Source organism: Klebsiella sp. JB_Kp031 (genome assembly GCF_040064295.1).
Lineage (GTDB): Bacteria > Pseudomonadota > Gammaproteobacteria > Enterobacterales > Enterobacteriaceae > Klebsiella > Klebsiella quasipneumoniae.
The window spans coordinates 26,177-38,699 of record NZ_JBEAJW010000030.1 but is presented as its reverse complement, the minus strand read 5'-3'; the positions used below and the strand labels follow the sequence as shown (position 1 = coordinate 38,699).

Genomic DNA, 12,523 nt, shown 5'->3' with positions numbered 1-12,523 from the left:
TATGACTATTAAGAAACTCGATGATGGTCGATATGAAGTTGACATCAGGCCTGCTGGTCGCAATGGAAAGCGTATCCGCAGGAAGTTTGATAAGAAAAGTGAAGCGGTAGCTTTCGAGAAGCATACCCAGTTCAACCACCACACCAAAGAATGGTTGTCAAAACCGACGGATAAGCGGCATCTGTCTGAACTGATACAGCTTTGGTGGAATTTGAAAGGCAAGCATGAGGAGCACGGTCGGATAAACCGCAATAAGTTAGACGTGTTTTGCAGGATTACCGACGATCCTTGTGCTTTTCATATTACGAAAGCGCTGATTAGTCAGTATTACGCGGCAAGAAGAAGTCAGGGCATTAAAGCTTCTACCATTAACCGTGACCTCAACAGCATCAGTGGTATGTTCACAGCGCTAATCGAGGCCGAGTTATTTTCAGGTGAACATCCGATCAGGGGCAGGAAGAAGTTGAAAGAAGAAGTCCCCGAAACTGGCTATCTGACAGAGGACGAAATCAAGCACTTGCTCTTTAGACTGGATGGCGACAACAAGAAGATAGCCGTTCTTTGTTTAAGTACAGGTGCTCGTTGGGGTGAAGCGGCTCGACTCAAGGCGGAACACATCATACAGAACCGTGTGACGTTCGTTAAAACCAAGAGTAACAAGCAGCGGACTGTTCCAGTATCAGCGGAAGTGGCAAAACTCATAGCAGATGGTAAGCGAGGGTTGTTATTTGGTAAGGCGTCGTATTCTGACTTCAGGCAGATACTCAGGGAGGTAAAACCTGATCTTCCGACCGGCCAGGCGACGCATGCACTACGCCACAGTTTCGCGACGCACTTTATGATTAATGGAGGAAGCATCATTACGTTACAGAGGATCCTTGGGCATGCGCGAATTGAGCAAACTATGGCCTACGCTCACTTTGCGCCCGAATACCTCCAGGACGCAATCTCACTTAACCCGCTGAGAGGTGGTGCTGATGCGTAAAATGTCCACATTATGTCCACACTTAGGTAGGTAAATATGGCTTTCAACGGTCTTGCGCGCCGCGCAACCCCGCATTGCACCGTTGAAAGCCGTAGTATCTGGGGTGGCTAACGCACCCGACGGGGCTTTTTTCCCGGCGAGTCGACAAGTATTCCCCAGAAAGATGTGATAAATTTAAAAATATCACTGTTTATTCGACGCTGATGTCCGTTTGCAGCCCAATATGCTGGGGTGACGTTTGGCGTGCTGGAGCTGTATTATTCATGTCAGATTTTATTCTTGCCCGGGTGTCGCAAACCCTCGCTACGGAACAGTCCCTGGAAACCCTGGTGCGCCAGCTGCTGGAGATGCTGGAGGCGGTGACGCGAATGGAGTCCACCTACCTTACCCGCATCGATATCAACGCCCAGCGGCAACAGATCATGTTCGCCCACAACAGCAGCGAAATGCAGATCCCGGAAGGGTTTTCCGTTCCCTGGGATGAATCCCTGTGCAAACGCGCCCTTGAGGATCAGTGTACGTTTAGCAATGACGTCGCCCGTCGCTGGCACTCCTGTATCGCCGCCCAGGAGCTGGGGATCGCCACCTTTTTAAGCATTCCTGTGCGCCTGGCCGACGGATCTCTGTTCGGTACCCTCTGCGCCACCAGCCGGCAACAACAGCCTTATAACCTTGAAGGTGAACAGGTCATGGGCCTGTTCGCGAAGCTCATTTCCCACTACGTGGAAAAAGACACCCTGGTGCAACAGCTGCAGGCGGCAAACGTCGCGCTGGAGCTGCACTCGTCTACCGATGAGCTCACCCAGCTCCCTAACCGCCGCGCGCTGTTTAAGCAACTGGCGCTACGCTTTGCCTCCGCCCGCGCTCAGCAGCAACAGGTCGCGCTCATTTTTATCGATCTCGACGGTTTCAAAGCCATTAACGATCGGTTCGGCCATCCGTGCGGTGACAGCTTTCTGGTGCAGGTCGGTGAACGACTCACCGCCGTCGCGCGCCGTGAAGATATCGTTGGCCGCCTTGGCGGCGATGAGTTTTTGATCGTCGGTAGCGCCCAGCCGCCTGCAGCGCAGCAGGCGTATGTCACCACCCTGCGCCAGGCCCTGTGCGGGGTCTACTTCCTCGGCGAACAGCGTATCAACTATGAGGGCGCCAGCTTCGGGGTGGTCATCTGCGATCCGCAGAGTATCGATGTTGAAGCGGCCTTACGCGCTGCCGATGAGGCGATGTATCAGGATAAGAAGTCTCGCCGGCAGGAGAATTTTATTCATATTGACTAAAGTCACGCGATATCCAGTATCATGCAGGGCATCATTCGTGGGTACAGGGACACTATCATGAAATTGGGTATTCTTTTCCCGGTGGCGATCTTTATCATCGCCGTCGTCTTTCTCGGCTGGTTTTTTGTCGGCGGCTATGCGGCGCCGGGCGGGGCATAATGAAAAAAAGCACCATTATTATGCTGGTTGTCGCCATCGTGGCGGTGGCCGGCGCCCAGTTCGGCTGGTGGTGATCGCCGCGACGATATTGCGGAGTTATCCTATCCCATCAATAAGTTAACGCTTTACACTCACGTTATCCGCCGCGGCATTCTTGGCCACGGGGAAAGAAAAATAGCGGGAGAAGTAAGGATGAAAAAGCCGATCGTGTTACCGTTGATTATCGCGCTGTGCACGCTGTTATCGGGATGCATTGTTGACGATGGGTATCACCACCATCGCCACCACCACCATCACCATTATCATGACGATGATTAATGCTTCACGCTGTTGATGAGCCGATAAGACAGGGCGAACCGCGGTTCGCCCGTTGACGCTTAATCCTGACGCTCGTCGCCGAGGAAAATAAAGCCGAGCGGAATAGCGAAGAGCGCGGTAAAGACGATGCTGTAAACTGTCACCATCGCCCCCTGCAGGAAGAACATAGACGTCGTCCACTCCGAGTACGGCATATTGTACTCGCTCACCACGCCGCCAAAGGTCGCCCGTCCCACCACCGCCAGCGCGATAGCAAACACCGCCGCGAGCGACAGACAGTATTTTTTGCAGTTTTTATTGCTGAGGAGTTTTTGCAGAATCATCCGGGCTTCCTTTTTGCTGTGCGATAAACGGCTGTATATGTAACACCAATGCAATAAAAAATGAAGGGTTTTTGTTACAGGACAGAATAAGAGGCGGCGGGCCGGTCTGTGGGTAACCGGCCCGTGGGGATCAGGACTGCAGGGTAGCCAGGCGCGCGGCGAACCCAACGAAAACCAGGCCAATCAGGCTGTTGCCAAGTTTAGCCAGCTTCTTGCGGGTTTTGACGTAGCGGGTGACAAACGAGCCGGAGAGGATCAAAAAGCTCATATAGCAGAAGCTAATCACCTCAAGGGTCAGCGCCAGAATAAAGAACGCCACCCCGGGCGCTTTGGCGTTGACATCGATAAACTGCACGAAAAACGACACATAAAACAGAATCGCTTTCGGGTTGGTAAGGCTCAGGGTCAGGGAACGCTTGAGGATCGCGCTCGCCGGCTCTGCGCTGGCGTCGGCCTGGCCGTCACGCTGGGTCAGCACCGCATAGAGCATTTTGCCCCCCAGCCACAGCAGGTAAATCGCCCCGAGGTAACGGACGACGTTAAACAGCACCGGCGTGGTCTTAATCAGCGTCGCCACGCCGGCAAAGGCCAGAAACATCAGCACCGCGTCGCCAATAAAGACGCCCGCCGCCGCCAGATAGCCTTTCTTCACGCCGTGGGCAATGCCCGTCTTCAGCACAAAAAACGTATTAGGGCCAGGGACGAGGATGATAAACACCGCCCCGACCAGGTAAGTCAAATAATTCAGAACACCAAACTCAGCGAACACTCTGCACTCCTTCGCGCACGACTAAAACATGATCCGGCTCACGTTACCCCAACTGTCGGGATTTTGAAAGCGCAGCCTGTGCGGGAAGGTTAATAGACGGAAGGTTCACCCAGCGGGCGGGTTTTAAAACGGCGATGCACCCACAGATACTGCTCAGGGGCGCGGAGGATCTCGCGCTCAATCACCTTGTTGATATAGCCGGCGGCGATCTGCTTATCCTCACCCGGATAGTCATTCATCACTTCGCTAATGTACAAGCTGTAGCCTTGGCGATCCAGCTTGCGCACCATGCTGATGCTCAGCATTTTCGCCCCCGATAAGCGGGAAAGCACATAGGTGCCGTTGGTGGTTGCCGCCTGCGGGACGGAGAAAAACGGCGCAAACACGCTGCCCTTGGGGCCGTAATCCTGGTCCGGAGCAAACCATACCGCTTCGCCTGATTTTAAGGCATGTACCAGGCCGGTCAGGTTGTTACGATCGATCATCGCTTTGTTCGAGCGCAGGCGACCGCGGGTTTGCACCCACTCCATCAGCGGACTGTTATGCGGACGATAGGTGGCCATCATTGGACGACACAGCCCCATGGCGCGCCCGCCCAGCTCCAGCGACATAAAGTGCACGCCGACGACCATCACCCCTTTCCCGCCGCTAAGCGCATGATTAAGGTTGGCAAAGCCCTCGACATCAAACCATTTTTTGACCCGTTCGTCGCTCCAGAACCAGGCCATGCCGGTTTCAATCAGCCCCATTCCCAGCGACATAAAGTTTTGATCGATCAGGGTCTCGCGCGCCGCCGGCGACATCTCCGGGAAGCAGAGTTCAATATTGCGCCGGGCGATATGTTCGCGGCGTTTGAGAAAACGTCGGGAAAGACGACCCGCGCTGGTGCCGATAAAATGCAGCAGCGGATAAGGCAGTTGTACAATCAACCAGAGGATGCCGAGCCCAAACCAGGTCAGCCAGTTGCGCGGGTGTAAAAGTTGTTTATTAAATACGCAGGCCATGATTTTTCCTGTAAACATTAATTATGTGGTAACGCTTAAGGAAAACAGAATCCATTTATCATCATTAGGCGGTACGTACAGCAAGTAGGACAATACTAATCCGCTGAAATTCCCTCCGGCAAGTAAAAAACAGCGTGCTGACAAAAAAACATAATTGCGGCACAAATGTTACCAAATGTAAACTTAAATCTTGATATCCTCTTAATATATTCATCATGTATATCATTTTCACGCTAATCATCCGCGTTACTAGCAGAAAAAACCGAATCCTTCGCCGGCGACGCCCTGTCTACGGGGCGTTGTCGTCCGCCAAACCGCGCGGACAGCGGCGTGGCGCATCATGTTGCGTCGTCGTTTGTGGACGCGATAAATAAAGCGCGTGCGCCGCGGAATGCATCATGTGTAATCAATCAGCATAAGGAAGATTAAATTCGCCTTAAGAGAATAATTAAGAATAGGCTTATTTAAGCCCGCTTTAAAAATAATCGTCTTCCCTTGCGCAGGCATTTTAATGCCGCCCTCGCCGGCTGATAAAAAAATATTTCTTTACCTCCCGCGCGCAAAAATAGGCGGGATGAATGACGGACAATGACCCGGCGCCGGTATGCACTCGCGTCGGGTCATTGCGAGAACAGCACGGCCAGGGCGCGAACAATGCTCTGGCCGTAGAGGATCAATAGGTGTGGAAATATTGCTGGATCAGCAGCGGATCTTTCGTTTGCGTCAGCGCCGTCATCAGCAGAATACGCGCTTTCGCTGGATTGAGGGAATCGGCCACCAGCCCGGGCTGGCTCTCGTCCGGCGGCACCACGCCACTGCCGGTGCGGGAGGCGCGCACCACCACGATGCCCGCCTGCTGCGCTTTTTTAATACCGGCGGCGCTACGTACCGACACCGAACCTGCCCCCGTGCCGGCGTAAATAATACCGTCGGCATGATGGGCGATCGCCGCATCGTACATATACTCCGGGTCGTCCTGGTAACCATAGATGATCACCACTTTCGGCAGAGCCTTCAGCTGACGCACATCGAAGACCGAGCGCAGAGTGTGGACCTTATCCACCCGCGTTTCAAACTGGGGTTTTCCCCCCACCACGACGCCAAGATAACCCTCCTCCGACGCCCGGAAAGTATCCAGCGAGGTGGCATTGGTTTTGGTGACGAAGCGCGCCGCGCCGATGCGGTCGTTAAGCACCACCATTACCCCGCGCCCGCGGGCATCCGGGTCGGCGGCGACGGTGACGGCTTCCAGCAGATTCATCGGTCCGTCGGCGCTGATCGCCGTCGCCGGACGCATCGCGGCGGTAAAGACCACCGGTTTATTGCTTTTCACCGTCAGATTGAGGAAATAAGGGGTTTCATCGAGGGTGTCGGTGCCATGCGTGATCACCACGCCATCGACATCATCCCGGGCTAATAACGCATTCACCCGCTTCGAGAGCTGCAGAATAATATCGCTGGTCATATTCTCACTGCCGATATTCGCCACCTGCTCACCTTCGACGTGGGCAATTTTACTGATTTCCGGCACGGCGTTAATCAGCGTCTGCACGCCAATTGCCCCGGCTTTATAGCCCGTCGTCTGGGTATTGCTGGCCGCCGAGCCGGCAATCGTCCCGCCGGTGGCTAAAATGACAATATGCGGTAAACGCGTCTCGCTAAACGCCAGGCTGCTTATCGTCAGTAACGCAATGGCAAGTAATGCTCTAAAATTCATACAGGTCACTCCCTTCATAGACATTAATCAAACTTACGCTTGCTTAATGCAAAGGGCTTGCCAGAATTGATATCTTTTACGGGGGGTAAATGGTTAACTATCAGACAATAATAAGGTTCTCGCCTCAACATCGCCCAAATCTGGTGCATGACTGGATCTGAACCGGGCAGGCGCCATGACCCCATACATTATGAGATTTTACCCGTTCAGCAACACACAACACGCATTGCGATCAGATTATCGACACTTCCGTCACCCTCAAGGTCATTTATGCCCGCCAGGTGACGCGAACGGAGAACAGAAATGCGCATTGCCCTGAAGTCGGCCCTGATGCTGACCACCAACGTCATTCAGATCATTAACCCTGAACTGCACCGGCATATGCAACGAACGGCCTTAATCGCGCTGACGCTGGCGCAAAGGCTGGAGCTGCCTGCCGAGCGTCAGCAGACCATTTTTTGCGCCGCGCTGCTGCACGATATCGGCGTACTGGGTGATAGACGCACCATCCATTCGCTGGATGCCATCGATAATATCCACGATCCGCATCAGCGCCAGGGGGCGGCGATGCTTGAGGGGTTAGCAACCTTCCAGCCCATCGTCCCCTTTATTCGCGACCACCACTTTAGCCCGGAGCACCGCGGCAGCCGCGAACAGCATATTGTCTATTTCGCCGATGCCTTTGAACGGCTGCTGCCGGCGGATAGCCGCGTGGCCGCGTGGCCCATGCGGGCAGTGGTGGAGCAGTTCGTCACCCTGCACCGGGAGATCGATCCGCTGCTCTGCGATACCCTGTGCGAGGTCGCTGAAAATGCGAGCTTCTGGCAGCACCTGCATCCCGGGCATATTCAACGGCTGCTGGAAATTATTGCCCCCATCAACACGCTATATCTGGATATTGACGGTCTGAAAGATGTCTGCCTGCTGATTGCCAAAATTGTCGACACCTACAGCAGCTTTACCGCCAGCCACAGTATTATGGTCGGGGAAATCGCCCGCCAGCTTGCCCATTGGATGCAGCTGCCAGAGCCCACCTGCCAGCAAATACAGGTTGCCGGCTATCTGCATGACATTGGTAAAGTTTATATCCCTCTTTCTATTCTGGAAAAAGAGGGCGAGCTGGATGACGACGAGCTGAGTCAGGTACGCGAGCACAGCTACATGACCGGAGATCTCCTGAGCGACTACAGCGAGCTTGGCGACATTATCAACTGGGCCTCGAATCATCATGAAAAACTGGACGGCAGCGGCTACCCTCTGCATCTCGAAAAGGATCACCTGACCCTCGCCGACCGGATTATCTCCATCGCCGATATTTTCACCGCCCTGACCGAAAATCGCCCTTATCGTAAAGGGATGGCCTGGCAGGAGGCCTTACAGATTATGGAAACGGATGTTATAAATGGCGCTCTGGATCGCGATGTCTTTCTCGTTTTACGCCACCATGCGGAAACGCTACACGCCATCATTCTTCAGACCCTTGAACACCCCCGCAGCGAGCACCGTCCCTGAAGCGGGCCGCCGTCATAACCGGGGGCGGGTTCTATAATTAAAACCGCTTCATCTGCATGCAAGGAAACACAGGGTGAGAATCGCCACCATCACCAACTGGGCCTACGGGATCACCGTCGGCCTGACGCTGGCATCCGGGAGCGCCATGCTCATGGCCTCCAGCGCTGACCGCGTCGAACGCCAGGCGGTACAGCAGCGCCAGGTCTTTGATACCCTCTCCGACGAGGTGGAAAACGACGCCTGGGCGCTGTCTGACCTCGCCCGGCTATACGTGGTTAAGCCCTCGCCGGAGACGCTGGAGCAGTATCAGCAGCTGCAGCGGAGCGACAAAAGCATTGAGCTGCGGCTGGCCAGATTGAAAGATAACGGCGCCAGCCGCGAGGAGCTGGCGCTGCTGCACGATGGCCTGCAGATTGCCGCTGAACTTCAGGATGAACAGCAGGCCGCCCTGGCGCATGTCGCCAACGGCGATGCGCCAGCGGCCATCGCGGTGCTGTACGGCAATGCATACGAGACCGAGCTGGAACGTATGCAGACGCAGATCGATCGCTTCCGTCAGATGCTCGAAAATCGCGCCGCCGTTGCCATTGACCAGGCCACCGACCGCTCGCGGATCTGGCGAACCCTGTCGGAAATCATGGTCGGCCTGACCGCCCTGATGTTTTTGTTCGTCCTCGGCTTTATTCTCAAACGCCGGGTGCTCTACCCGGTGGTTCGCCTGAGCGACGTGGTGCAGCGTCTCGCCTCCCAGGACTATGCGGTGGAGACGCCGCAGTTCACTCAGGTGGATGAGATTGGCGATATGGCCCAGGCCATCCGAATTTTTCGCGAGAACGGCCTGGCCCGCCAGCAGCTGGAGCAGCAGCGCGACGCCGACTGGGCGATCCGCGAACTGCTGGCGCGCATGACCCAGCGGCTGCAGGGCTGTGAAACCATTGAGGATGTGATTAAGGTGGCAGAACTGTTTGCGCCGAATATCGCCCCGACGATCCCCGGGAAACTGTATATTCTGGATACCGATCCCTGGCAGATGCGCTGCGTGGCGCAGTGGCTGGCGCCCGCGGGGGAGACGACGCCCTTTTCACCCGACGACTGCTGGGCGATACGTCGGGGACTCAGCCATCCGCCGGTGCAGGGCGAACCCGATATCACCTGCTATCATCTGCCGGAGGAGCACGCCGGCCAGTCGCTCTGCGTACCGCTTATCGCCCAGGGCGAAGCCATCGGGCTGCTGACCTTTCAGAACGTTACCGCCAGTGACGCCCCTTCCCGGGCCTACCTTGAGCTGATGGCGGAAGCGCTGGGCCTGGCGCTGGCCAATCAGCGTTTACGCAGCGCCCTGCTGGAAAAAGCGCTGTTCGATTCCCTGACCGGCCTGCGTAATCGCCATCATCTTGACGAAGCGCTGCATTCACAGATGGCGCTGGCGGTCCATACCCACACCCCGCTGAGCTGTCTGATGATCGACATCGATCATTTTAAAGCCATCAATGATCGCTACGGCCACGAGGCCGGGGATCTGGTGATTAAGAGCGTCGCCACCATCGTGCAGCGCGCGGTGCGCGATATCGGCATGGCTTTCCGCTACGGCGGCGAGGAGTTTCTGGTGCTGCTCCCCGGCATTGACGAAGCCGAGGCGCACCAGTGCGCCAGCGAGATCTATACCCAGGTGCATAATATGACGCTGCGCGATGGTCTGACCGAAATAGGTCAGGTGGATGTGTCGATTGGTATCGCCAGCTATCCGCAGCATACCCAAAGCGACAGCCTGCTGCGCGCGGCGGACGCCGCGCTGTACCGGGCGAAAGAGCTGGGCCGCTCAAGGATTGTCAGCTTTGGCCGCCTGAAGACCGGTTAACCGGGTGAGTGCTCAGTCGCATTGAGCAGCGAGATGACTTTCCGTACTACCGCCGAACGGATATGGCGGTGGTAAACCATGCTCAGCTCACTCTCCGCCAGCCGGTCCTGAAGATCGATGTACACCACGTTATCGAGGCGTAAGGCCCGCGCCGAGACCGGAACCAGGGCCACCCCGACCCCGGCGGAGACCAGGCTAATCATCGAGGTGACGTCGTTGACCCGCTGCGCCACCTGCGGCGTAAAGCCCGCGACGCGGCAGGCGTCAATAAATACCTGCTCCAGCCCGGTGCCCTGCGGATCGTTAAGAGAGATCCAGTTATCCGCGCGCAATGAGGCCAGATTGAGCGCCCCTACCCCTGCCAGTGGATGCTGCTGATAGAGCGCCAGACAGAGCTTTTCCCGCACAAACGGCCTGACCACCAGCGCGTCCGGCGGCGAGGCCAGCGGCGCGCGGATGATGGCGATATCCAGGCGTAGATCCAGCAGCGCTTCGTAGAGCATTTGCACATCGCCATGCACCAGCGACAGCTCAATTCCCGGCCAGTCGGCGCGCAGCTCGCGCAGGAGCCCCGGCAGTTTGCTGTCGTACATCGCGCTGGAGACATACCCCAGATGCAGTCTTCCCTGCTCGCCCCGCGCGGTGCGCTGGGCGTCCAGTGCCGCCTGGTCGACCATCTCCAGCGCCAGCCGCGTCTTCTGCCAAAAGGCCTCGCCCGCGGCGGTCAGGGTCAGACGGCGGTTAGCGCGGGAGAAGAGCACCACCCCCAGACGCTGCTCGAGCTGTTTGATCTGCTGGCTGAGGGCGGGCTGGGCGATATGCAACCGCTCCGCCGCCCGGTGCATATGTAACTCTTCGGCAACGACCACAAAATGGCGTAACGCTCGCAAGGACATGGCCGGACTCCGGTGGGCTTGATTGATAATAAAAATATTATCAATAAAGCATTAATGATGCAATTGATAACCATTAGCCTGCGAAGCATACTGTGCGCATCGACACGCTAAGGAGAACATCATGACCGCACCGATTCAGGATCTGCGCGACGCCATCGCGCTGCTGCAACAGCATGACAATCAGTACCTCGAAACCAATCATCCGGTGGACCCTAACGCCGAGCTGGCCGGCGTCTATCGCCATATCGGCGCCGGCGGCACTGTGAAGCGCCCCACCCGCATTGGCCCGGCGATGATGTTTAACAATATTAAGGGCTATCCGCATTCGCGCATTCTGGTGGGCATGCACGCCAGCCGCCAGCGGGCAGCGCTGCTGCTGGGCTGCGAAGCTTCGCAGCTGGCGCTGGAGGTGGGTAAAGCGGTGAAAACACCGGTCGCGCCGGTAGTGGTCCCGGCCGACAGCGCCCCCTGTCAGGAGCAGATCTTTCTGGCCGACGATCCGGACTTTGATTTGCGCACCCTGCTCCCGGCGCCCACCAACACCCCGATCGACGCCGGCCCCTTCTTCTGCCTGGGCCTGGCGCTGGCCAGCGATCCTGACGACGCCTCGCTCACCGACGTCACCATCCACCGCTTGTGCGTGCAGGGCCGGGATGAGCTGTCGATGTTTCTTGCCGCCGGCCGCCATATCGAAGTGTTTCGCCAGAAAGCCGAGGCTGCCGGAAAACCGCTGCCGATAACCATCAATATGGGTCTCGATCCGGCCATCTATATTGGCGCCTGCTTCGAAGCCCCCACCACGCCGTTTGGCTATAACGAACTGGGCGTGGCCGGCGCGCTGCGTCAGCGCCCGGTGGAGCTGGTGCAGGGCGTCAGCGTCCCGGAGAAAGCCATCGCCCGCGCCGAGATCGTTATTGAAGGCGAACTGCTGCCCGGCGTGCGCGTCAGAGAGGATCAGCACACCAACAGCGGCCACGCGATGCCGGAATTTCCCGGCTACTGCGGCGGCGCCAACCCGTCGCTGCCGGTGATCAAAGTCAAAGCGGTCACCATGCGGCACAATGCGATCCTGCAGACGCTGGTGGGACCGGGGGAAGAGCATACCACCCTCGCTGGGCTGCCGACGGAAGCCAGTATCTGGAATGCCGTCGAGGCTGCCATCCCGGGCTTCTTACAAAATGTCTACGCCCACACCGCGGGCGGCGGTAAATTTCTGGGGATCCTGCAGGTGAAAAAACGTCAGCCCGCCGACGAAGGTCGTCAGGGACAGGCTGCGCTGCTGGCACTGGCGACCTATTCCGAACTGAAAAACATCATTCTGGTTGATGAGGATGTCGATATCTTTGACAGCGACGATATCCTGTGGGCGATGACCACCCGCATGCAGGGGGATATCAGCATCACCACCCTCCCCGGTATCCGCGGTCACCAGCTCGATCCTTCCCAGACGCCGGAATACAGTCCGTCGATCCGCGGGGAAGGTATCAGCTGCAAGACGATTTTTGACTGCACGGTCCCCTGGGCGCTGAAGCCACACTTTGAGCGTGCGCCGTTTGCCGATGTCGACCCGCGTCCGTTTGCTCCGGAGTATTTCGCCCGTCTGGAAAACGGCCACGGTCAGTAAGTCAGTCAAGCTGGGCGACTGGCGCCGGACACGCGGCGTCTGTCGCCCGATTCAGCGCCATCCGGAGCGGATGGCGAAGGC

Annotated in this window: 12 protein-coding genes; 7 read left to right on the top strand and 5 right to left on the bottom strand. The window is 57.0% G+C overall.

What is annotated here, in order from left to right:
• Position 1: 1 nt before the first annotated feature.
• From ABLV64_RS14075 to ABLV64_RS14060, 4 genes are all read left to right on the top strand, one after another.
• Complete coding sequence (locus ABLV64_RS14075; protein ID WP_348843066.1) at positions 2-985, top strand: tyrosine-type recombinase/integrase; 984 nt, start codon at positions 2-4, stop codon at positions 983-985.
• A gap of 263 nt (positions 986-1,248) precedes the next feature.
• A complete protein-coding gene (locus tag ABLV64_RS14070) occupies positions 1,249-2,262 on the top strand; it encodes a sensor domain-containing diguanylate cyclase (RefSeq protein ID WP_017898645.1) in 1,014 nt (337 codons plus the stop codon).
• A 57-nt stretch (positions 2,263-2,319) separates the two neighbouring features.
• Positions 2,320-2,421 (top strand): YoaK family small membrane protein, encoded by a 102-nt coding sequence (locus tag ABLV64_RS14065; protein ID WP_004150782.1) that lies wholly within the window; start codon positions 2,320-2,322, stop codon positions 2,419-2,421.
• 192 nt (positions 2,422-2,613) lie between these two features.
• Complete coding sequence (locus ABLV64_RS14060) at positions 2,614-2,739, top strand: hypothetical protein (protein ID WP_004203733.1); 126 nt, start codon at positions 2,614-2,616, stop codon at positions 2,737-2,739.
• A 59-nt stretch (positions 2,740-2,798) separates the two neighbouring features.
• Here the strand turns inward: ABLV64_RS14060 and ABLV64_RS14055 are convergent, their stop codons facing one another.
• The 4 genes from ABLV64_RS14055 to fraE all read right to left on the bottom strand — a co-directional run bounded on the left by ABLV64_RS14055 (position 2,799) and on the right by fraE (position 6,552).
• Complete coding sequence (locus tag ABLV64_RS14055) at positions 2,799-3,062, bottom strand: DUF2534 family protein (RefSeq protein WP_004203731.1); 264 nt, start codon at positions 3,060-3,062, stop codon at positions 2,799-2,801.
• Between the two features lie 130 nt (positions 3,063-3,192).
• Positions 3,193-3,831: a leucine efflux protein LeuE gene (gene leuE, locus ABLV64_RS14050; RefSeq protein WP_004203730.1), complete on the bottom strand. Its 639-nt coding sequence runs from the start codon at positions 3,829-3,831 to the stop codon at positions 3,193-3,195.
• 89 nt (positions 3,832-3,920) lie between these two features.
• A complete protein-coding gene (gene lpxP, locus ABLV64_RS14045) occupies positions 3,921-4,835 on the bottom strand; it encodes a kdo(2)-lipid IV(A) palmitoleoyltransferase (protein ID WP_004203729.1) in 915 nt (304 codons plus the stop codon).
• 673 nt (positions 4,836-5,508) lie between these two features.
• Positions 5,509-6,552, bottom strand: coding sequence for a fructose-asparagine asparaginase (gene fraE / locus ABLV64_RS14040; protein WP_004203728.1), 1,044 nt, complete (start codon positions 6,550-6,552; stop codon positions 5,509-5,511).
• 303 nt (positions 6,553-6,855) lie between these two features.
• Between fraE and ABLV64_RS14035 the strand changes: the two genes are divergently transcribed.
• Positions 6,856-8,064, top strand: coding sequence for an HD domain-containing phosphohydrolase (locus tag ABLV64_RS14035; RefSeq protein ID WP_065904680.1), 1,209 nt, complete (start codon positions 6,856-6,858; stop codon positions 8,062-8,064).
• A gap of 73 nt (positions 8,065-8,137) precedes the next feature.
• The gene (locus ABLV64_RS14030; RefSeq protein WP_100098572.1) at positions 8,138-9,922 is read left to right on the top strand and encodes a sensor domain-containing diguanylate cyclase; all 1,785 of its coding nucleotides are present in this window, start codon (positions 8,138-8,140) and stop codon (positions 9,920-9,922) included.
• On the opposite strand, the gene ABLV64_RS14025 is transcribed toward ABLV64_RS14030, so the two are convergent.
• Positions 9,919-10,818: a LysR substrate-binding domain-containing protein gene (locus ABLV64_RS14025; RefSeq protein ID WP_017898653.1), complete on the bottom strand. Its 900-nt coding sequence runs from the start codon at positions 10,816-10,818 to the stop codon at positions 9,919-9,921. The genes ABLV64_RS14030 and ABLV64_RS14025 overlap by 4 nt on opposite strands.
• Positions 10,819-10,939: 121 nt before the next feature.
• On the opposite strand from ABLV64_RS14025, the gene ABLV64_RS14020 reads away from it, so the two are divergent.
• On the top strand, positions 10,940-12,442 hold the full coding sequence (locus ABLV64_RS14020) for a UbiD family decarboxylase (RefSeq protein ID WP_348843067.1): 1,503 nt from the start codon (positions 10,940-10,942) through the stop codon (positions 12,440-12,442).
• Positions 12,443-12,523: the final 81 nt, after the last annotated feature.

Excerpts from the sequence above, each read along its gene's own strand:
- ABLV64_RS14060 (WP_004203733.1), top strand. The coding sequence starts at position 2,614 with ATGAAAAAGCCGATCGTGTTACCGTTGATTATCGCGCTGTGCACGCTG.
- ABLV64_RS14065 (WP_004150782.1), top strand. The coding sequence starts at position 2,320 with ATGAAATTGGGTATTCTTTTCCCGGTGGCGATCTTTATCATCGCCGTC.
- ABLV64_RS14075 (WP_348843066.1), top strand. The coding sequence starts at position 2 with ATGACTATTAAGAAACTCGATGATGGTCGATATGAAGTTGACATCAGG.
- ABLV64_RS14070 (WP_017898645.1), top strand. The coding sequence starts at position 1,249 with ATGTCAGATTTTATTCTTGCCCGGGTGTCGCAAACCCTCGCTACGGAA.
- ABLV64_RS14035 (WP_065904680.1), top strand. The coding sequence starts at position 6,856 with ATGCGCATTGCCCTGAAGTCGGCCCTGATGCTGACCACCAACGTCATT.
- fraE (WP_004203728.1), bottom strand. The coding sequence starts at position 6,552 with ATGAATTTTAGAGCATTACTTGCCATTGCGTTACTGACGATAAGCAGC.
- ABLV64_RS14055 (WP_004203731.1), bottom strand. The coding sequence starts at position 3,062 with ATGATTCTGCAAAAACTCCTCAGCAATAAAAACTGCAAAAAATACTGT.
- lpxP (WP_004203729.1), bottom strand. The coding sequence starts at position 4,835 with ATGGCCTGCGTATTTAATAAACAACTTTTACACCCGCGCAACTGGCTG.
- ABLV64_RS14020 (WP_348843067.1), top strand. The coding sequence starts at position 10,940 with ATGACCGCACCGATTCAGGATCTGCGCGACGCCATCGCGCTGCTGCAA.
- ABLV64_RS14025 (WP_017898653.1), bottom strand. The coding sequence starts at position 10,818 with ATGTCCTTGCGAGCGTTACGCCATTTTGTGGTCGTTGCCGAAGAGTTA.